General features: G+C 73.8%; 3 protein-coding genes. All 3 read left to right on the forward strand.

Features of this window, described 5'->3' with window-relative positions; translation table 11 throughout:
* The first annotated feature begins 84 nt into the window (after positions 1–84).
* From gntD to LX83_RS05930, 3 genes are read left to right on the forward strand one after another with little or no spacing between them, the layout of a single operon-like run.
* Positions 85–1,104 (forward strand): guanitoxin biosynthesis L-enduracididine beta-hydroxylase GntD, encoded by a 1,020-nt coding sequence (gene gntD / locus LX83_RS05920; protein ID WP_253767854.1) that lies wholly within the window; start codon positions 85–87, stop codon positions 1,102–1,104.
* 34 nt (positions 1,105–1,138) lie between these two features.
* On the forward strand, positions 1,139–10,438 hold the full coding sequence (locus LX83_RS05925; RefSeq protein WP_253767856.1) for a non-ribosomal peptide synthetase: 9,300 nt from the start codon (positions 1,139–1,141) through the stop codon (positions 10,436–10,438).
* The gene (locus LX83_RS05930; protein WP_253767858.1) at positions 10,435–22,635 is read left to right on the forward strand and encodes a non-ribosomal peptide synthetase; all 12,201 of its coding nucleotides are present in this window, start codon (positions 10,435–10,437) and stop codon (positions 22,633–22,635) included. The genes LX83_RS05925 and LX83_RS05930 overlap by 4 nt, the downstream gene beginning before the upstream one ends.

Consider the following 22,635-nt stretch of genomic DNA (forward strand, 5'->3'; position numbering starts at 1 on the left):
CGGCCGCGACTTCGGCGAGGCTTCCCAGCGGCCGGGGCTCCAGGGCGTGGACCGCCCGTCACGGAAGGAATTGCGTTGCTGCAGGTGAATTTGCGTGATGAGGACATCCGCTCGATTGAGGCCGCTGTCAGCGAGCTGAGTCAGCGCTACGACACGGTGGAGACACCGGCCTTCCACCGGGAAGCCCGGCTGCACGCCGAGGAACTGCCCAGGGAGCTGCGCAGGAAGCTGCGCGAGTTCCACCTGGACGAGCCGGCCGGCATGCTCGTGGTGTCCGGGCTGCCCGTGGTCGACGCCGACCTCGGCCCCACCCCGGCACACTGGAAGGACAAGCCGGCGCGGTCCGCGTCGCTGCGCTACGACATCGCCTTCTACCTGGTCGCGACCTTGCTGGGGGAGCCGATCGGCTGGGCCACCCAGCAGGACGGCCGGATCATGCACGACATCTTCCCGATCAAGGAACACGAGCACGAGCAGATCGGCTGGGGCAGCGACGAACTGCTCACCTGGCACACCGAGGACGCGTTCCACCCGCTGCGCACCGACTACCTCGGCCTGATGTGCCTGCGCAACCCCGACGGCGTGGAGACCACGGCCGCCGACATCGCCGACGTGCGCCTCGACGACGAGACCCGCAAGATCCTCTCCGAGCCGCGGTTCCGCATCCTGCCGGACAACTCGCACCGCGCCGAGAACCAGACCGGCGCCGAGTCGAGCGACCCCCTGGTCGAGCAGTTGCGTCGGCGCAGCAACGAACGGGTCGAGCGGGCGCTCGCCGAGCCCGAGCCGGTGCAGGTGCTGTTCGGCGCGCCCGAGGACCCGTACCTGCGCGTCGACCCGTACTACATGCAGGGCGTGCAGGGGCCGGAGGAGCAGCGGGCACTCGACGCGCTGTGCGCCGCGGTGGACGAGGCCATGGGCGGGGTGGTGCTGCGCCCGGGCGACATGTGCTTCATCGACAACTACCGGGTGGTCCACGGCCGCAAGCCGTTCAAGGCGCGGTTCGACGGCACCGACCGCTGGCTGCGCCGGCTCAACGTGGCCAGGGACCTGCGCAAGTCCCGGGACTCCCGGCTCAGCGCCGACTCGCGGGTCATCTACTGAACGTCTTGCGTCCGTTGTGAGTTTGGGGGTCACGGTGACTGTCAGGTTTCTGCTCCAGTCGTTCGACGAGCAGGTGCGCCGGATCCCGGACGCGCCAGCGGTGCGCTCGGGAACGGAATCGCTGAGCTACGCCGAACTCGACGCGCGGGCCACCCGACTGGCGGGTCAGCTGGTCGCGCGCGGCGTGGGACCGGACGTGCTGGTCGGCGTGTGCGCCGAACGCGGCCCGGACCTGGTCGTCGGCATGCTCGGCGTGCTCAAGGCCGGTGGCGCCTACCTGCCGCTGGACCCGGGCCACCCGCGGGAGCGGCTGGCGTTCATGCTGGCCGACGCCGGGGTCGGCACGGTGCTGACCCAGCGGCGGTTCGCCGAGCGGGTGCCCGCGCCCGAGACGGCGCTGGTGCACCTGGACGCCGTCGGCACCGACGCCGAGCACCAGCCGGTCACGCCGCCCGCCCCCGCGGTGCGACCGGAACACCTGGCTTACGTCATCTACACCTCCGGCTCGACCGGCCGGCCCAAGGGCGTGGGCATCGAGCACCGGCAGCTCGCCGAGTACCTCGGCTACTGCGCGGCGAACTACCCCGGGCTGGCCGGTGCCGCGCTGCTGCACGGCTCGGTGGCCTTCGACCTGACGGTCACCACGGTGTGGGGACCGCTGGTCGTGGGCGGCTGCGTGCTGGTCGGCGACCTCGACGACAGCGCCCCGGCGCTGCCCAGGCAACCGTCGTTCGTCAAGGTCACGCCGAGCCACCTGCCGATGCTGCTGGCGCTGCCCGAGGCGTTCTCCCCGACCGGGGAACTGGTCATCGGCGGCGAGGCCCTGACCGACGGGGCACTGCGCCGCTGGCGGGAGCGACACCCGGGCGCCACCGTGGTCAACGAGTACGGGCCGACCGAGGCGACGGTGGGGTGTGTCGCCCTGTTCGTCGAACCCGGGGCCCGGCTGGCGCCCGGTCCGGTCGCCATCGGCGGCTCGGTCGCCGGTGCCCGCGCCTACGTGCTGGACGAGCGGCTGCGTCCGGTGGACGTGGGTGCGGAAGGCGAGCTGTACCTGGCCGGGCCCGGACTCGCCCGCGGCTACCTGGGACGGTTCGCGCTGACCGCCGAGCGGTTCGTGGCCGACCCGTTCCAGGGGCCGGGCCAGCGGATGTACCGCACCGGTGACGTGGTGCGCTGGGACACCGACGGCGTCCTGCACTACCTGGGGCGCGCCGACGACCAGGTCAAGATCCGGGGCTACCGGATCGAGCCGGGCGAAATCGAGGCCGCGCTGCTGCGCCACCCGGCCGTGGCCGGTGCCGCGGTGGCGGCGCGCGGCGACACCCCGGAGAACCGGCGCCTGGTGGCCTACCTGGTGCCCACCGACCAGACCCTGCCCGACCCGGCCAGCCTGCGCGAGTTCCTCGCGCCCACGCTGCCCGAGCACATGGTCCCCGCCGCGTTCGTGCCGCTGGCGCGGCTGCCCCTGGCGCCGAGCGGCAAGCTGGACCGCGACGCGCTGCCCGATCCCGATTCCGAGGCCGCGCCGGCCGCGGCGGGCTCGCGCGAGCCGACGGGCCCGGTCGAGCAGACCATCGCCGCGATCTGGGCCGAGGTGCTCGGTCTTGAGCACGTCGGCGCCGACGAGGACTTCTTCGAGCTGGGCGGCAACTCCCTGCTGGCGTTCCGGGTGGTGCCCAGGGTCCGCGCCGCACTGGACGTGCAGCTGCCGGCCAGGGTGCTGTTCGACCACCGCACGGTGGCCGCGCTGGCCGCCCGCGCCGGCAACGCCGCCACCGACGTGCAGCAGGCCATTCCCTCGGTGCCGGCCACCGCGACCCTGCCGCTGTCCTTCCCCCAGCAGCGGTTCTGGTTCTTCCACGAGTTCGACCCCGACGCGGTGGAGTACAACGTCCACTTCGGATTCCGGCTGCACGGCGAACTCGACCTGGCCGCGGTGCGGGCGGCGTGCGCCCGACTGGTGCAGCGGCACGAGCCGCTGCGCACCACCGTCGAACTCGTCGACGGCACGCCCACCCAGGTGGTGCACCCGGCCACCGAACCGCCGGTCAGCGTGGTGGAGACCACCGAGGCCGAGCTGGAGCGGGTGCTCACCGACGAGATCAGCACCCCGTTCGACCTGGTCCACGGCCCGGTGGTGCGCTTCGTGGTGGTCCGACTCGGCACCGACGAGCACGTGCTGCTGTTCGGCCTGCACCACATCGCGGTGGACGGCTGGTCCATGGGGCTGCTGGTGGAGGAGTTCAGCGCGCTCTACAACGCGGGCGGCGTGGACCGGCTCGCCCCGCTGCCGCTGCGCTACGCCGACGCCGCGGTGTGGCAGCGCAACCTGCTCACCGACGCGCGGCTGGCCCCGCACCTGGACTACTGGCGGGAGAAGCTCGCCGACCTCGCGCCGCTGCAACTGCCCACCGACCGCCCCCGGCCGGCCGTGCGCACCTCCGTGGGCCGCGACCACCGGTTCGCCCTGCCCGCCGCGCTCACCCGGGCGCTGACCGAGTTCAGCGCGGCGCACGGGGCAACCCTGTTCATGACGTTGGTTGCCGCCTGCCAGGTGCTGTTCGCCAGGCACTCCGGGCAGCGGGACGTGGCCGTGGGCACCGCCGTGTCCGGCCGCGACCGGCCGGAGCTGGAACGCCTCGTCGGCTGCTTCATCAACACCCTGGTCCTGCGCTCCACAGTGGACGGACAGCAGTCCTTCGTGGACTTCCTGGGGCAGGTGAAGGAGACCGTGCTCGGTGCGTTCGCGCACCAGGAGGTTCCGTTCGAACGCCTGGTGGACGAGCTGTGCCAGGAGCGTGACGCCAGCCGCACCCCGCTGGTGCAGGCGATGGTGGTGCTGCAGAGCGGCCTGCACAAGTCGTTGACGCTGACCGGGGCGCGGGCCGAGCGGCTGGCGCTGCCCGAGGTGTCCGCCATCTTCGACATCTCCATCGAGTTCACCGAGCAGGCCGACGGCGGGCTCGACGTGCTGGTCAAGTACAACACCGACCTGTTCGACGCCGGGACCGTGGCGGCGATGTCCACGCGGCTGACCACGCTGCTGGGCGCGCTGCCCGACCACGCGGCCCGATCCGTCGCCCAGCTGCCGATGCTGACCGACGCCGAGACCGCGCTGGTCGTGAACGGCTGGAACGACACCGCCGTCGACCACCCGGACGAGCGCGGCGTGTCCGAACTGTTCGAGGAGCAGGCCCGACGCACACCCGACGCGGTCGCGCTGGTCGCCGAGACCGGCACGCTCAGCTACGCCGACCTCAACGCGCGCGCCAACCAGCTGGCGCACCTGCTGCTCGCCAGGGGAGTGGGCGCCGAGTCCACCGTGGCCGTGCTGCTGGACCGCACCCCGGGCGCGGTGGTGGCCATGCTGGCCGTGCTCAAGGCCGGTGCCGCCTACGTCCCGCTGCACAGCAGCTACCCGGTCGAGCGGCTGCGCCGGGTGGTCGACGAGGTTGGCGCGCCCCTGCTGCTCACCGACCAGGCCATGCGGGACCGGGCACTGGCCGTGGGTTGCGCGGTGATCGAGGTGGACGCCGATCCGGAGATCACCGCCCAGCCCACCACCAACCCCGGTGTGCCGCTGCGCGCCGACCGGCTGGCGTACGTGATGTTCACCTCGGGCTCGACCGGGGTGCCCAAGGGCGTGGCCGTCACCCACGGCAACATCGTGGCGCTCGTCGCGGACCACCGATGGCGCAACGGCAACCACGACCGGGTGCTGTTCCACTCGCCGCACGCCTTTGACGCGGCCACCTACGAGATGTGGCAGCCGCTGTTGTCCGGCGGCACGGTCATCGTCGCGCCGGGCGAGCTGACCCCCCAACGCGTCCAGGCCCTCGCGGCCGCCCACCAGGTCACCGCGATGTGGTTGACCTCGGCGTTGTTCAGCCTGTTCGCCAACGAGGATCCCGGCTGCTTCGCCGGCCTGCGCGAGGTGTGGACCGGCGGTGAGGCGGTGTCGGTCGACGCCGTCGACCGGGTGCTCGCGCACTGCCCGGAACTGACCGTGGTCAACGGCTACGGCCCGACCGAGACCACCACCTTCGCCACCTGCCGGCCGTTGACGGCGGGGCTCGCCGTCGCCCCGATCGGCCGGCCCATGGACAACATGCGCGGCTACGTGCTGGACGAGCAGCTGACCCCGGTGCCACCCGGTGTGCCCGGTGAGCTGTACCTGGCCGGTGCCGGTCTGGCGCGCGGCTACTTCGGTCGGCCGGGGTTGACCGCGGAGCGGTTCGTGGCTGACCCGTTCGGCGACGGCGGTCGGCTGTACCGGACCGGCGACGTGGTGCGCTGGACCGCCGACGGCGAGTTCGAGTTCGTCGGCCGCACCGACGGACAGGTCAAGATCCGCGGCTTCCGCATCGAGCTGGGCGAGATCGAGATGGCCCTGCGCGGACACGAGTCCGTGGCCGACGCCGTGGTCAGCGTCCGTCAGGACGGGGGCCGCAAGTACCTGGCCGCCTACCTGACCAGTGCGACGGACACCGAGGTGGACAGCGCGGCGCTGCGCGCCCACCTCGGCCGGACCCTGCCCGAGTACATGGTGCCCAGCGCGTTCGTCACGCTGGCCGCGTTCCCGCTGACCGCCACGGCCAAGGTCGACCACCGGGCGCTGCCCGACCCGAGGGCGCTGACCCCGGCGGACGCGGGCGACGACCACGTCGCGCCCACCGACCCGGTGCAGGCCGAACTCAGCCGGATCTGGGCCGAGACGATCGGTGTGGACCGGGTGGGCGTGACCGACAACTTCTTCGCCCTGGGCGGCGACTCCATCCTGGCGATCCAGGTGGTGTCCCGGGCCCAGCGGGCCGGGCTGCGGCTGACGTCCAAGGACCTGTTCCGCTGGCAGACCATCGCCGACCTGGCCCCGCACGTGGTGCGCGACCAGGCCACCCCGCGAACCAGCGCTCCGGTCACCGGGCCGGCCCCGCTGACCCCCATCCAGCACTACCTGTTCGACCGGTTCACCCGGCCGAGGCTGTTCAACCAGTACCTCACCGCGGAACTCGCGCCGGACGTGGACGAGGCGGCGCTGCGCACGGCCCTGATCGCCCTGACCGAGCAGCACGACGCGCTGCGCTCGCGCTACACCCAGGGCGAGGACGGCTGGAGCCAGGACGTCGCCGCCACAGTGGACGGTGAGATCCTGCGCATCGCCGAGCCCGGCGTCGATCCGGTTTCGCTGTCCGATGTGGACATCGAGCGGGGTCCACTGCTGACCGCCGTGCTGTCCAGGGGGGCCACGCCGACGCTGCTGCTGACCGTGCACCACCTGGTGGTCGACGGCGTGTCCTGGCGGATCCTGCTGGAGGACCTGGCCACCGGCTACGCCCAGGCGTGCGCCGGCCGCCCCGTCGACCTCGGTCCCCGGACGAGTTCCTTCCGCGACTGGGCGATCCGGCTCACCGAGCACGTGACCGGTGGCGGTTTCGCCGACGAACTGCCCTTCTGGAGCGCGCGGGGCTCGGCCGAGGACGCCGGGATCCCGCGGGACCGCTCCGGCCCGAACACCGTGGACACCACCCGGGAGGCCCGCGTCCGGCTGGACGCCGACCTGACCCGCGCCCTGCTGCGGGAGGTGCCCGACGTGTACCGCACCGAGATCAACGACGTGCTGCTGGCCGCACTGGCCCGGGTGCTGTCCCGGTGGACCGGACGCGAGCGGGTGCTGGTGGCCCTGGAGGGCCACGGCCGCGAGGAGCTGTTCGACGAGATCGACCTCAGCCGCACGGTCGGCTGGTTCACCAGCTACTTCCCGGTGACCCTGGTGGACACCGGCGGCGACTGGGCGCGGCAGCTGAAGTCGGTCAAGGAGCAGCTGCGCGCGGTGCCCCGGCGCGGTGTCGGCTACGGCGCGCTGCGCTACCTCGGCGCGGCGGACCGGCTTCCCGAGATCACCCCGCAGGTCAGCTTCAACTACCTGGGCCAGTTCGACGGCGGTGCCGCCGACACCGGGCCGCTGCGCGCGGTGTCCGCGATCGAGCTGCGCCAGGACCCGGCGGACCGGCGCGGCCACGCCCTGGAGATTGTCGGCGCGGTGCGCTCCGGCCAGCTGGAGTTCACCTGGAGCTACTCGGCCAACCAGCACGACGCGTCCACAGTGGAGCGCCTGGCCGCCGAGTTCGCCGACGCCGTCACGGCGATCGTCCAGCACTGCACCACACCCGGTGCCGGCGGGCGCACCCCGTCGGACTTCCCGCTGGCCCGGCTGGACCAGGTCGCGGTGGACCGGCTGGTCGAGGACGGGCGCTCGGTCGCGGACATCTACCCGTTGACCCCGATGCAGAGCGGAATCCTCTACGACACGCTGATGGCGCCCGAGTCCGACGCCTACCTCGTGCAGTTCGACGTGCTGCTGGACGGGGTGGACGACCTGGACGCGCTGGCCGCGGCGTGGCAGCGGGTGGTGGACCGGACACCGGTGCTGCGCACCGCCATCGTGGGCGCGGGCGGTGACGAGCCGCTGCAGGTGGTGCACGCCCACGTCCAGGTCCCGGTCAGCCAGCACGACCTGCGCGGCCACGCCGACCCCGAGACCGAGCTGCGGCGCATCGTCGACGCGGACTGGGCCCGGCGGTTGGACCTGAGCGCGGTCCCGCTCACCCGGGTCACCCTCGTCCGGCTGTCCGACACCGAAGTGCGGATGATCTGGCTGGTCCACCACATCCTGCTGGACGGGTGGAGCGCGCACCGGCTGCTGGCCGAGGTGTGCGCGGCCTACGCGGGCCGGCCAGCCGCACCGAGCCGGCCGTTCCGCGACTACCTCGCCTGGCTGGCCGAGCAGGACCAGACCGTGGCCGAGGCGCACTGGCGGTCCGTGCTGGCCGGGTTCACCACGCTGACCCGGCTGCCCTACGACCGGCCACCCACCACCGCCTACCGGCCCCGCTCCACCGAGTGGGTGGACATCGCCGTGCCCGAGGAGGTGACCGCGCGGCTCACCGACCTGGTCCGCGCCGCGAAGCTGACGATGAACACCCTGGTCCAGGGCGCGTGGGCGGTGCTGCTGGCGCGGCTGGGCGGCGAGGCGGACGTGTGCTTCGGCGCCACCGTGTCCGGTCGCCCCGCCGACCTGGTCGGCGCCGACGAGATCGCCGGCATCCTGATCAACACCCTGCCGGTGCGGGTGCGGGTCGACGGGACCCGCGACCTGGTGCCGTGGCTGCTGGAGCTGCAGGACGCGCAGGCGCAGGCCAGGGAGTTCGAGTCGGTGGCGCTGTCCCAGGTGCAGGCCTGGAGCGAGCTGCCCGCCGGCACCCGGCTGTTCGACAGCATCCTGGTGTTCGAGAACTACCCGATCGACCGCTCCGCGCCGGCACCGCGCATCCGCGAGGTGACCGCCAACGAGGTCAACGGCTACCCGCTGAACGTGGTGGTCTACCCCGGCCAGCGGCTGTCGTTCACGCTGCGCTTCGACCCGGAGCTGTTCGACGCCACCACGGTGCGCCGGCTCGGCGGGCACCTGGTCGCGCTGCTGACCGGGGTCGCCGAGCAGGCCGACGCCCGCGTCGGGGCCATCCCGCTGCTCACCCCGGCCGACGCCCGCCGGGTGCTGACCGAGTGGAACGACACGGCCCAGCCGGTCCCGGCCGCGCGGACCGTGCCCGAGCTGTTCGCCGAGCAGGTGCGGCGCACCCCGGACGCGGTCGCCCTGGTGTCCGACGAGGGCGAGGTCAGCTACGCCGAACTGGACGCCCGCGCCGAACGGCTGGCCCGGCTGCTGGTGGCCAGGGGCGTGACCGCCGAGTCGCGGGTGGCCATGCTGATGGGCCGCACCAGCAACGCGGTGGTGGCCATGCTGGCCGTGCTCAGGGCGGGCGGGGTGTACGTGCCGCTGCACGCCAGCTACCCGGCCGAGCGGCTGCGCTGGGTGGCCGACGACGTGGCCGCCGTGCTGGTCCTCACCGACCAGTCGCTGGCCGACCAGGCGCGGGCCACCGGCCGGCCGGTGCTCGTGGTCGACACCGACCAGCCCGACGTGACCGCGTCGCTGCCCACCTCGTCCGGGGCGGACCGGCTGGCGTACGTGATGTTCACCTCGGGCTCCACCGGGCTGCCCAAGGGCGTGGCCGTCACCCACGGCAACATCGTGGCGCTGGCCGCCGACCACCGCTGGCGCTCCGGCGGCCACGAGCGGGTGCTGTTCCACTCGCCGCACGCCTTTGACGCGGCCACCTATGAGATCTGGGTGCCCCTGCTGTCCGGTGGTCGGGTGGTGCTCGCGCCGGGTGAACTCGACGCGCGCGGCCTGGCCAGGCTGGTCTCCGCGCACGGGGTGACCGCCGTGTTCATCACCACGGCGCTGTTCAACCTGTTCGCCGAGGAGGCGCCGGACTGCTTCGCCGGGCTGCGGGAGGTGTGGACCGGGGGCGAGGCCGCGTCGCTGAAGGCGTTCGAGCAGGTGCTGGCGCACTGCCCGGGCACCGAGGTGGTGCACGTCTACGGGCCCACCGAGACCACCACCTTCGCCACCTGCCGCCCGATGGCCGAGGGCAGCGGTGCCGCGCCCATCGGCCGGCCCATGGACAACATGCGCGGCTACGTGCTCGACGAGCACCTGACGCCGGTGCCGCCGGGCCTGCCCGGTGAGCTGTACCTGGCCGGTGCCGGTCTGGCGCGCGGCTACTTCGGTCGGCCGGGGTTGACCGCGGAGCGGTTCGTGGCCGACCCGTTCGGCGACGGCGGTCGGCTGTACCGGACCGGCGACGTGGTGCGGTGGACCGCCGACGGGGAACTGGAGTTCCTGGGCCGGGCCGACGGGCAGGTCAAGATCCGCGGTTTCCGCATCGAGCTGGGCGAGATCGAGGCGGCGCTGCGCGGACACGAGTCCGTGGCCGACGCGGTGGTCGTCGCCCACGACGAGGACGGCCGCAAGTACCTGGCCGCCTACCTGACCGCGGCGGCCGGTGCCAGTCCCGACCCCGGCGCGCTGGCCGAGGCGCTGGCCAGCCAGCTGCCCGAGTACATGGTGCCGTCGGTGTTCGTCCCGCTCGACCGGATTCCGCTGACCAGCAACGGAAAGGTCGACCGCCGGGCGCTGCCGGACCCGCGCCCGCACCGGGTCGGCGCCGCCGAGCACGTCGCCCCGCGCAACGCCACCGAGCAGGCGCTGGCCCGGATCTGGGCCGAGGTGCTCTCCGCCGAGCGGATCGGCGTGCACGACAGCTTCTTCGCGCTGGGCGGCGACTCGATCACCGCGCTGCGCATGCTGTCCCGGCTGCGGCGCGCGTTCGGCGTGGCGGTGTCGCCGCGCGAGCTGTTCGACGCCCCCACGATCGGGGCACTGGCCGAGACCGTGCTGGACCGCGTCCTGGGAGAGCTGCGATGAGCATCGACGACCGGCTGGCGGAACTGCCGGACCACCTGCGCGAGCAACTGCTGCGCCGGCTGGCCGGCGAGGACGAGCACACCGACGACGAGATCCCCCGCCTGGCCGAGCCGGGACCGTGGCCGCTGTCCGCCGCGCAGCAGCGGCTGTGGTTCCGCTACGAGGTGGAACCGGACAGCATCGAGTACGTCGTGCCGAAGTTCCTGCGGCTGACCGGTGATCTCGACGTGGCCGCGCTGCGGGCGGCGGTCAACGGGGTGGTGGCCAGGCACGCCGCGCTGCGCACCACCTTCGACACCGTGGACGGCCAGCCCGTGCAGCGGGTGCACCCACCATCCACTGTGGACTTCCCGGTGGTGGACCGCTCCGCCGAGGGCGAGGCCGCGCTGGCCGGCGAACTGCTCGCCGAGGTGCGCACCCCGTTCGACCTGCGCACCGGCCCGGTGTTCCGGGCCAGGCTGATCCGGCTGGCCGACCGGGAGCACGTGCTCGTGCTGGCGATGCACCACATCGTCACCGACGGCTGGTCGCTCGGCCTGCTGGTCAACGACCTGAACACGCTCTACGCCGCGTGGGTGCGCGGGGTGGCGCCGGACCTGGCGCCGGTGCCGCTGCGCTACACCGACTTCGCCATGTGGCAGCGGGACCGGCTGGCCGGCCCGGAACTCGGCAGCCAGCTGGACTACTGGCGCGGCCAGCTGACCGGGCTGTCCCCGCTGGAACTGCCCACCGACCTGCCCCGGCCACCCGTGCGCGACCCGGCGGGCGCGGCCCACACCTTCGCGGTGCCCGAGCCCGTGGTGGCGCGGCTGCGCGCGCTGTGCGCCGAACGCGGCGCCACCCTGTTCACCGTGCTGGTCGCCGCCACCCAGATCCTGCTGGCCCGCCACTGCGGCACCACCGACGTGGCGGTGGGCACCGCGACCTCCGGCCGCACCCGCACCGAACTGGAGAACCTGGCCGGGTTCTTCGTCAACACCCTGGTGCTGCGCTCCACAGTGGACGAATCGGTGCCGTTCACCCGGTTCCTCGGCGCGGTGCGGGACACCGTGCTGGACGCCACCGCCCACGAGGAGGTGCCTTTCCAGCGGCTGGTCGAGGTGCTGCGGCCGGACCGCGACCCGGCCCGCTCCCCGCTGGTGGACGTGATCGTCAACCTGCAGAACACCCCACCGCCGCTGGCCGGCATGCCGGGCCTGCGGGTCACCGACGTCGAACCGCCCACCGTGGTGTGCGGCACGGACGCGGTGCTGGACTTCACCGAGCACGACGGCGGCCTGACCGCGCAGCTGCGCTACAACACCAGCCTGTTCACCCCGGCCACCGCCGCCCGGCTCGGCCAGCGGCTGACCACGCTGCTGACCGCGATCGCCGCCGATCCCGACCGGCTGGTCGCCGACCTGCCGGTGCTGCCAGCCGAGGAACACGCGCTGCTCACCACCTCCTGGCCCGGTACCGGCACCGGTCCGGCCACGCGCACCACCGTGCAGCTGTTCGCCGAGCAGGTCGCGGCCCGGCCCGAGGCCACCGCCCTGGTCTTCGGCGAGCACCGGGTCAGCTACGGCGAACTCGACGACCGGGCCAACCGGCTGGCCCGACTGCTGCGCGCCCGGGGCGCCGGACCCGAGCGGTTCGTGGCGGTGGCCCTGCCCCGGTCGGTCGAGATGGTCGTGGCCGTGCTGGCCGTGCACAAGGCGGGAGCCGCCTACCTGCCGCTGGACCCGGAGTACCCGGCCGACCGGCTGCGCGTGATGGCCGAGGACGCCGCGCCGGTGCTGGCGCTCACCAGCGGCGACTCGGGCAGCCGGCTGCCGGCCGGCACGCCCCGGCTCGCGCTCGACGACCCGGACACGGTGGCGGCACTGGCCGCGCTGCCCGGCACGCCACCGACCGACGTGGCACAGCGGCCGGACAACGCCGCCTACGTCATCTACACCTCCGGCTCCACCGGCCGACCCAAGGCCGTGGTGGTGACCCACACCGGCGTGCACGACATGGTGCGCGTGCAACGGGAGCGGCTGGGCGCCGGCCCGGACGCCCGGGTGCTGCAGTTCGCCTCGCTCAGCTTCGACGGCGCGTTCTGGGAACTGGTGCTGGCGCTGCTGTCCGGCGGCACCCTGGTGCTCGCCACGGCCGAGCAGCGGCTGCCCGGCGAACCGCTCGCCGAGCTGATCGCCACGCACGGGATCACCCACCTCAACCTGCCGCCCACCGCGGTGGCCGCGCTGCCCGCCGGCGCCATCCCCGCCGGCTCCCGGCTGGTGGTGTGCGGCGAGGCGTGCCCGCCCGCCCTGGCCGAGTCCTTCTCCACCGGCCGGGTGATGATCAACGGCTACGGGCCGACCGAGTCCACGGTGTGCGCGACCCTGAGCGACCCGCTGCGGCCCGCCGACGCCGCCACCGGCGTGGTGCCGATCGGCCGGCCCATCCCGAGCGTGCGCACCTACGTGCTGGATGACCGGCTGCGGCCGGCACCGGTGGGCGTGCCCGGTGAGCTGTACCTGGCCGGCACCCGGCTGGCCCGAGGCTACCTGCACCAGGAGGCGCTGACCGCGCAGCGGTTCGTGGCCGACCCCTTCGCCGGGCCGGGCGAGCGGATGTACCGCACCGGCGACCGGGCGCGCTGGCTGCCCGACGGCCGGCTGGAGTTCGCCGGCCGCGCCGACGACCAGGTCAAGCTGCGCGGGTTCCGCATCGAACTCGGCGAGGTCGAGGCGGCACTGGGCCGCCAGCCCGGGGTGAGCCAGGCCGCCGCCGCGGTCAAGACCGACGCGCTGGGCACCACCCGGCTGGTCGGCTACCTGGTGTGCGCCGGGGAACCGGACCTGTCCCAGGTGCGCGCCCAGCTGCGCGAGCAGCTGCCGGAGCACATGGTGCCCACCGCCTTCGTGGTGCTGGACCAACTGCCGCTGACCGTCAACGGCAAGATCGACCGGCGCGCGCTGCCCGCGCCCACCGGCGGCCGCGACCAGGGCCTGGACTACGTCGCGCCGCGCACCGAGGCCGAGCGGATCCTCGCCGAGGTGTGGGCCGACCTGCTGGGGGTGGAGCGGGTCGGGGTCGAGGACAACTTCTTCGACCTCGGCGGCGACTCCATCCTCGGCCTCCAGGTCGTGGCCAGGGCCAGGAGCGCCGGCCTGAACCTGACGCCCAGGCAGATGTTCCTGCGCCAGACCGTGGCCGAACTGGCCGCCGAGGCCACCACCGAGGCCGCCCCGGTCGCCGAGCAGGGCCCGGTGGTCGGCCCGGTGCCGCTGACCCCGATCCAGCACTGGTTCTTCGACACGCTGACCGACAGCCTGGACCGGTTCCACCAGTCGATGTACCTCGAACTGGCCGGCGCGGTGGACGAGACCGCGCTGGAGACGGCGCTGCGCGCGCTCGTCGACCACCACGACGCCCTGCGGCTGCGCGCCGAGCACGTGGCCGGACAGTGGCAGCTGCACAACGCGCCCCCGGCCGACGCGGCCGTGCTGCACCGGATCAGCGTGTCCACAGTGGACGAAGCCGATCTCGCCGGGTTCGCCAGGGGATTCCAGCTGGACCGCGGCCCGCTGCTGCGCGCGGTGCTCGTCGTGCCCGAGGACGGCGCGCCGCGGCGGCTGTTCCTGGTGGCCCACCACCTGGTGGTGGACGGCGTGTCCTGGCGGATCCTGCTGTCCGATCTGGACCTGGCCTACCAGCAGGCCGCCCGGGGCGAGCGGGTGGACCTGGGCGCCAAGACCACCTCGTTCCGGGACTGGGCCCGGCGGCTGACCGAGCACGTGCGCGCCGGCGGGTTCGACGCCGAACTGGAGCACTGGCGGGAGTTCGGCCGCCGCGGCGCGGACGTGGCCGCGCTGCCACTGGACGGCCACGGCGCCAACACCATCGCGTCGGCGCGCACGGTCACCGCCCGACTGAGCGCCGAGGACACCGAGGCGCTGCTGCGCACCGTGCCCGAGGTCTACCGGACCCGCGTCAACGACGTCCTGCTCAGCGCGCTGGCCCGGGTGCTGGTCGACTGGGCCGGCGGCGAGGCCGCCCTGGTCGAGCTGGAGGGCCACGGCCGGGAGCAGCTGTTCGACGACGTGGACCTGTCGCGCACGGTGGGCTGGTTCACCACCACCTACCCGTGCCTGCTCACCGTGCCCGGCGGGGACTGGGGCGCGGTGCTCAAGTCGGTCAAGGAGCAGCTGCGCGCGGTCCCGGGCAACGGCCTCGGCCACGGCGCCCTGCACCACCTGGGCACGCCGGAGCAGCGGCCGGGCGGCCCGCAGCCGCAGGTCGCGTTCAACTACCTGGGCCGGCTGGACAACGCCGTGGACGGGGGCGCGCTGCACACCCGGATCTGCCCGTCACCCGAGCACCCCGAGCGCGCGCCGCACCAGGCACGGCAGCACCTGATCGAGATCAACAGCGTGGTGGAGCGCGGCGAACTGGTGTTCCGCTGGGCCTACTCGACCGCACTGCACCACGAGGCGACGATCACCCGCCTGGCCCAGGCGGTGACCGGGGCGCTGACCGAGATCGTCCGCCACTGCGCGCGACCCGACGCCGGCGGCTGCACCCCCTCGGACTTCCCGCTGGCGCGGCTGGACCAGGCCACCGTGGACCGGATCGCCGGCAACGGCCGGTCGGTGGACGACATCTACCCGCTCACGCCCATGCAGAGCGGCATGCTGTTCCACTCGCTGTCCGCCACCAGCACCCCCGGGTCCGGCACCGACGTCTACGCCGGCCGGTTCGGGGCGCTGCTGGACGGGGTCAGCGACCCCGACGCGCTGGCCGCGGCCTGGCAGCACGTGGTGGACCGGACACCGGCACTGCGCACCGCCATCGTCTGGGAGGGCGTGGACGAGCCCGTCCAGGTGGTGCGCTCGCGGGTGCGGCTGCCACTGACCCAGCACGACTGGCGCGACCGCTCGCCCGAGCAGCAGCGCGCCGGCCTGGCCGAACTGTGGGCCGACCGCGGTGAACTCGACCTGGCCAGCGCGCCGCTGCTGCGGATGACCCTCGTCCGCCTGTCCGACACCCGGGTGCAGCTCTACTGGACCGCGCACCACCTGGTGGCCGACGGCTGGAGCTTCGCCAAGGTGCTCACCGACGTGTTCCAGGAGTACGCCAGCCTGACCGGCGATCCGCGTGCCACCGCCACCCCGCGCCGGCCGTACCGGGACTACCTGGCCTGGCTGGCCAGCCAGGACCGGGCCGCGGCCGAGGCGCACTGGCGCGCCGAACTGGCCGGGTTCACCGCGCCCACCCCGCTGCCGTTCGACCGCGCGCCGGTGCGGGCGCACCGGTCCCGCTCCTCGCGCGAGGTTCAGGTGGTGCTGCCGGCCGCGCGGCTGGCCGAGCGCGCCCGCGCGGCCCGGCTCACCCTGAACACGGTGGTGCAGGGCGCGTGGGCGCTGCTGCTGTCCCGCTACAGCGGTGAGCGGGACGTGTGCTTCGGCGGCACCGTGTCCGGCCGCCCCGCCGACCTGCCCGGCGCGGACGAGATCGTCGGGCTGTTCATCAACATGGTGCCGGTGCGGGTCGACGTCGACGGCGACCAGCCGGTGCTCGACTGGCTGCGCCGGTTGCAGGACGCCCAGGTGCGGTCCAGGCAGTACGAGTACCTGTCCCTGGCCGAGGTGCAGGGCTACAGCGCCGTGCCCAGGGGCAGCAGCCTGTTCGACAGCATCGTGGTGTTCGAGAACTACCCCTACGACGGGGACGCCGCCACCCGCTACGGGCTCACCATCCGCGACTACTCGGGTGAGGAGAACACCAACTACGCGCTCACCCTGTCCGCCTACGCGGCCGACTCGCTCGAACTGCTGCTGGGCTACGACCCCGACCTGTTCGACGAGTCCACCGCGCAGCGCGTGCTCGGCCACCTGGTGACCGTGCTCGACGCGATCGCCGAGGACCCGGACGTGTCCCTGGACCAGTTGGACCCGCTCACCGAGCGGGAGCGGACCCAGGTGCTCACCGCCTGGAACGACACGGCGGCGCCCCGGCCGGACGCCCGCTGCGTGCACGAGGTGTTCGCCGAGCAGGCCGCGGCCACCCCGACCGCGGTCGCGGTCAGCTGCGCCGGCACCGACCTCACCTTCGCCGAGCTGGACACCCGCGCCAACGGCCTGGCCCACCACCTGGTGTCGCTGGGCGTGCGGCCGGGCGTGCTGGTCGGCGTCTGCGTCGAGCGCGGCCTCGACGCGGTGGTGGCGCTGCTGGCGGTGCTCAAGGCCGGTGGCGCGTTCGTGCCGCTGGACCCCGACTACCCGCCGAGCATGCTGGCCACCATGGCCGAGGACGCGAACACCCCGGTGGTGATCACCCAGCGCCGGCTGGTCGGCCTGGTCGAGACCGCGGCCGAGCTGGTGTGCGTCGACGAGTTCGACCACACCCGCCACCCGGCCACGGCACCGGTCACCGCGGTGGCCTCGGACGACCTCGCCTACGTGGTCTACACCTCCGGGTCGACCGGGCGGCCCAAGGGCGTGATGGTGGAGCACCGCCACGTGCGGCACATGGTGCGGGCCTGGGACACCGAGTACGGGCTGACCGAGCTGCGGGCGCGCTGCCTGTCGGTGTCCAGCCTGTCGGTGGACCTGTTCTTCGGCGACTTCCTGCTGTCCGCGCTGTTCGGCGGCACCATGGTGATCTGCCCGACCGAGGTGGTGGCCAACCCGCCCGCGCTGCTGGACCTGCTGCTGGACAGCCGCGCCCAGCTGATGGTGACGGTGCCGGCGCTGGCCAGGGAACTCGCCGCCGAACTGGCCTGGCGCGGCGTGCGCGCCGAGGACCTGCGGGTGCTGATGGTCGGCTCGGAGGGCTGGCCCGCCGCGGAGGCGGCCAGGGTGTGGGAGGTGTTCGGCCCGGACACCGTGGTGGTCAACGCCTACGGCGCGACCGAGACCACAGTGGACTCCACGCTGTTCCGCCTCGGCGGTGACCCCGTGGGCGACGCCGCCTACGTCCCGGTCGGCCGGCCGTTCACCAACACCCGCGTCTACGTGCTGGACGCGCGGCTGCGGCCGGTGCCGGTCGGCGTGGCCGGCGAGTGCTACATCGCCGGTGACGGCATCGCCCGAGGCTACCTCAACCGCCCTGAGCTGACCGCCGACCGGTTCCGCGAGGACCCGTTCGTGCCCGGCGAGCGGATGTACCGCACCGGCGACCTGGTGCGCTGGCGCGCCGACGGCAACCTGGAGTGCCTGGGGCGCACCGACGACCAGGTCAAGATCCGGGGCTTCCGGGTCGAGCTGGGCCACGTCGAGTCCGTGCTGGCCCGCTGCCCCGGCATCGCCGCGGCGGCCGCGGCGACCTGGCAGGACGCCTCGGGTGTGGTGCGGCTGGCCGGGTACGTGGTACCGGACCGGGCCGCCGAGTCCACTCCGGACAGTCGGGCGCTGCGCGAGTTCGCCTCGGCGAACCTGCCCGCCGCCGCGGTGCCCTCGGCGTTCGTGGTGCTGGACGCGCTGCCGATGACCCCGAGCGGCACCGTGGACCGGCGTGCCCTGCCCACCACCGAGGTGGTGCTGGACAGCGGGGTGGACTACGTGGCGCCCACCGGGCCGGTCGAGCCGGCGCTGGCCGCCATCTGGGCCGAGGTGCTCGACGTGGCACGGGTCGGCGCCCAGGACAACTTCTTCGACCTGGGCGGTGACTCGATCCTGAGCATCCGGGTCATCTCGCGGATCCGCGCCCAGTTCGGGGTGGCCGTCTCGCCGAGGCAGCTGTTCGACACCCCGACCGTGGCCGGGCTCGCCCAGGTGCTCGGCACCGCGGGGGAGAGCACCGAGCCGACGGGCATCGGCCGGGTCGACCGCGACCAGCCGCTGCCGCTGTCCTCCGCCCAGCAGCGGCTGTGGTTCCTCAGCGAGTTCGAACCGGACAGCGCCGAGTACAACACGGTGTTCGCGCTGCGGCTGCGCGGTCCACTGGACCGGCCGGCGCTGCGCGCCGCCCTCGGCCACCTGGTCGAGCGGCACGAACCACTGCGCACCACCTACACCACCCGCGACGGCCAGGCCGTCCAGGTGGTGCACCCACCGTCCACACCGGACCTGCCCGTGGTCGACCTGCCCGAGCAGCGGTTGGTGGCGGCCGTCAAGGCCGAGGCGTCGCGGCCGTTCGACCTGGCCGCCGGCCCGGTGCACCGCGCCACCCTGTTCCGCCTGGCCGAGCAGGACCACGTGCTGACCCTGGTCATCCACCACATCGCCACCGACGGCTGGTCCATGGGCGTGCTCGCCGAGGAACTGGGCGCCTGCTACGCGGCGGCGCTGCGCGGGGAGCGGGCCGAGCTGGCCGAGCTGCCGGTGCAGTACGCGGACTACGCGGCCTGGCAGCGGGAAGCCTGGTCCGGACCGGCCATGGCCGAACACCTGGCGTACTGGCGGGAGCGGCTGGTCGGGGTGACCCCGCTGGACCTGCCCGTTGACCGGCCCCGGCCGGCCGTGCGCGAGGCGGCCGGCGAGATGCGCCTGGTCGAGATCGACCCCGAACTCGGCGCGCGGCTGAAGGCACTGGCCAGGCAGTGCGACGCCACCCTGTTCATGGTGCTGGTGGCCGTGGTCCAGCTGCTGCTGGCGCGCTACTGCGGCCAGCGGGACATCACCCTGGGCACCGCCACCTCCGGGCGCAACCGCACGGAACTGGAGTCGCTGGTCGGCTTCTTCGTCAACACCGTGGTGCTGCGCTCCACAGTGGACGAGACCGAGTCGTTCGAGCGACTGGTGGGGCGGGCGCGGGACACCGTGCTTGAGGCGTTCGCGCACGAGGACGTCCCGTTCGAGCGGCTGGTCGAGCTGGCCGCGCCGGACCGCGACCCCAGCCGCAACGCCCTGGTGGAGGTGATGGTCGGACTGGAGACGAGCCGGTCGGGCGGCCCGGACCTGCCCGGCCTGGACGTCGAGGAACTGCCGGTGGTCAGCGACGCCGTCAGCCACGACCTCACCTTCGACTTCGTCGAGCGCGAGGGCCAGCTGCTCGCCGCCATCGGCTACAGCACCACCCTGTTCGAGTCGGCCACCATCGACCGGCTGGTCGACCACCTGCGCGCCCTGCTCGCCGAGGTCGTCGCCGACCCGAGGCGGCCACTGCGCGCGCTGCCCCCGCTGGGCGCCAACCCGGACCACCCGAGGCAGTGGGTGCCCGAGGTGAGCCTGGCCGCCCAGTTCGCCGTGCAGGCCGTGGTCACCCCCGCGGCCACGGCGGTGGTGGCCCAGGACGGCACGCTCACCTTCGCCGAACTCGACCGGCGTGCCAACCGCCTCGCCCGCCAGCTGATCGCCCTGGGGGTGCGGCCGGAGCAGGTGGTGGGGCTGACCACGGCCCGCACCACCGACACCGTGGTCGGCCTGCTCGCGGTGCTGCGGGCGGGCGCCGCGTTCCTGCCGATCGACCCGGGCCTGCCCGCCGAGCGGATCGGCTACCTGCTGGCGGACGCCGCGCCCGCGCTGGTGCTCAACACCGGCGCGGAGATCGAGCTGCCCGAGCACACCCGGGTGCTGGACGCGGCCGCGCCCGGTTTCCCGGACACCCCGCCGACCGGGGTCGCGGTGCTGCCGGAGCACCCCGCGTACGTGATCTACACGTCCGGGTCGACCGGCCGGCCCAAGGGCGTGGTGCTCACCCACCGCGGGCTGGCCAACCTGTTCGTCAACCACAGCGAGCGGTTCTTCCGGCCGGAGAGCGCGCAGGCGGGCCGGCGGTTGCGGGTGGCGCTCACCGCGGCGTTCTCCTTCGACACCTTCCTGGAGGGCGTGCTCGCCATGGTGGACGGGCACGAACTGCACGTCGTGGACGACCTCACCCGCCGCGACCCCGAGGCGCTGGTGGACTACGTGGTGGGCAACCGCATCGACCTGCTCGACCTCACCCCCTCCTACGCCGAGCAACTGGTCCCGGCCGGACTGCTCGACCCCGGCCGAGGGCACGTGCCCCGGGTGGTGATGCTCGGTGGCGAGGCCGCGAGCGAGTCGATCTGGCGGGACCTGCGCGCCGCGCCCGGCACGACCGGCTACAACTTCTACGGCCCCACCGAGTCCACTGTGGACGCCCTGTTCTGCAGGGTCGCCGACGGCGAACGCCCGGTCGTCGGCCGGCCGGTGCTCAACACCGGGGTGTACGTGCTGGACCGGTGGCTGCGGCCGGTGCCGACCGGTGTGGCCGGCGAGCTGTACCTGGCCGGGCCGCAGCTGGCCAGGGGCTACCTGAACCGGCCGGCGCTGACCGCGGAGCGCTTCGTCGCCGACCCGTTCACCGGCGGCCGGATGTACCGCACCGGCGACCTGGCGCGGTGGACCGACGCCGGCATCGTGGAGTACCTCGGCCGCGCCGACGACCAGGTCAAGGTGCGCGGCTACCGGATCGAGCCGGGCGAGATCGAGGCGGTGCTGACCGACCACCCCGGCGTGGCACAGGCCGCGGTCGTGGTGCGGGACAGCGGTGTGGGCGTGCCCAGGCTGGTCGCCTACGTCACCCCCGCCACCGACACCCCACCGACGCACGCGGACCTGCGCGAGCACGCCAGGCGGGCGCTGCCCGGCTACATGGTGCCCGCCGCCTTCGTCACCCTGCCGGAGCTGCCCAGGAACACCAGCGGCAAGGTGGACCGCAAGGCGCTGCCCGAACCCGAGGTCGGACTGGAGCCGGACGCGGTCCACCTGGCGCCCCGCACCGCCGTGGAGCGGACGCTGGCCGAGATCTGGGCGGACGTGCTCGGCCTGGACCGGGTCGGCGTGACCGACAACTTCTTCGAACTGGGCGGCGACTCGATCCTGAGCATCCAGGTGGTGGCGCGGGTCCGGCAGGCCGGGTTCACCGTCCGGTCGCGGGACCTGTTCCTCAACCAGACCGTCGCCGAACTGGCCGCGGTGGTCCAGGAGGCCGGGACACCGGCCGGCCAGGACGAGGAGCCGGTGGTGGGCCCGGTGCCGCTGACCCCGATCCAGCACGAGTTCCTGGCCAGCCAACCGCGCGCGCCGCACCACCTGAGCCAGTCGGTGTTCGTCGACCTGTGCACCGGGGTGGACGTGGCCGCGCTGCGCTCGGCCCTGCGCGCGCTGCTGGCCCACCACGACGCGCTGCGGATGCGCTTCGCGCGGGATGACGCGGGCTGGCGCCAGCACAACGCGCCGGTGACCGACACCGACCCGCTGGAGGTGCCCGACCTGTCCGGTGTGGACGATGTCGACCAGGAGGTGGACCGGTTGGCGGCGGCGGCCGACGCCGGCATGGACCTGGCCGAGGGCCCGCTGCTGCGCGCCCTGCTGTTCACTGTGGACGGTTCGGCCCGGCTGTTCCTGACCGTGCACCACCTGGTGGTCGACGGCGTGTCCTGGCGCATCCTGCTGGACGACCTGGACCGCGCCTACCGGCAGGCGGCGGCCGGTGAGCCGATCCGGCTGCCCGCCAGGACGACGTCGTTCCGCACCTGGGCGCGGCGGCTGGCCGAGCACGCCACCAGCGGCGGCCTCGCCGACGAACTGCCGTTCTGGACCGACCTGCCCGAGCCGGCGCCGCTGCCCGTGGACGGCGACGGTCCGGCCACGGTGGCCTCCACCCGCACGGTGTCGGTCCGGTTGAGCGAGGACGAGACCGAGGTGCTGCTGCACCGGGCACCGGGGGCGCTGCGCGCCCGGGTCAGCGACGTGCTGCTCGCCGCGCTCGCCCACGCCCTCAGCGGCTGGACCGGCCGGGACGAGGTGGTGATCGACCTGGAGGGCCACGGCCGCGAGGACCTGTTCGACGACGTGGACCTGTCGCGCACGGTCGGCTGGTTCACCACGCTCTACCCGGTCGCCATCACCGTCACCGACCAGGACTGGGGCAAGCTGGTCAAGTCGGTGCGGCGGCAGCTGCGGGCCGTGCCGGGCAACGGGCTGGGCTACGGGGCGCTGCGCTGGCTCACGCCCGACTCGGGGCTGCGCGAACGCCGGTCCGCGCAGGTGGTGTTCAACTACCACGGGCAGACCGACGAGGTCGCCACCGTCGCCGAGGACTCGCTGATCCAGGGCCTGCTCCCGGCGATCGGGCGGGAACAGGACCCGGGGGAGCGGTTGGCGCACCTGGTCGAGGTGGTCGGCGCGGTCGCCGGCGGCCGGCTGGAGTTCACCTGGTACTACTCGGAGAACGTGCACGAGCGGGCCACGGTCGAGCGGGTCGGCGAGCGGTTCCGGGCCGCGCTGCGGGCCGTTGTCGCGCACCTGACAGAGAAGTGA

Source organism: Goodfellowiella coeruleoviolacea (genome assembly GCF_024171785.1).
Lineage (GTDB): Bacteria > Actinomycetota > Actinomycetes > Mycobacteriales > Pseudonocardiaceae > Goodfellowiella > Goodfellowiella coeruleoviolacea.

Excerpts from the sequence above, each read along its gene's own strand:
- LX83_RS05930 (WP_253767858.1), top strand. The coding sequence starts at position 10,435 with ATGAGCATCGACGACCGGCTGGCGGAACTGCCGGACCACCTGCGCGAG.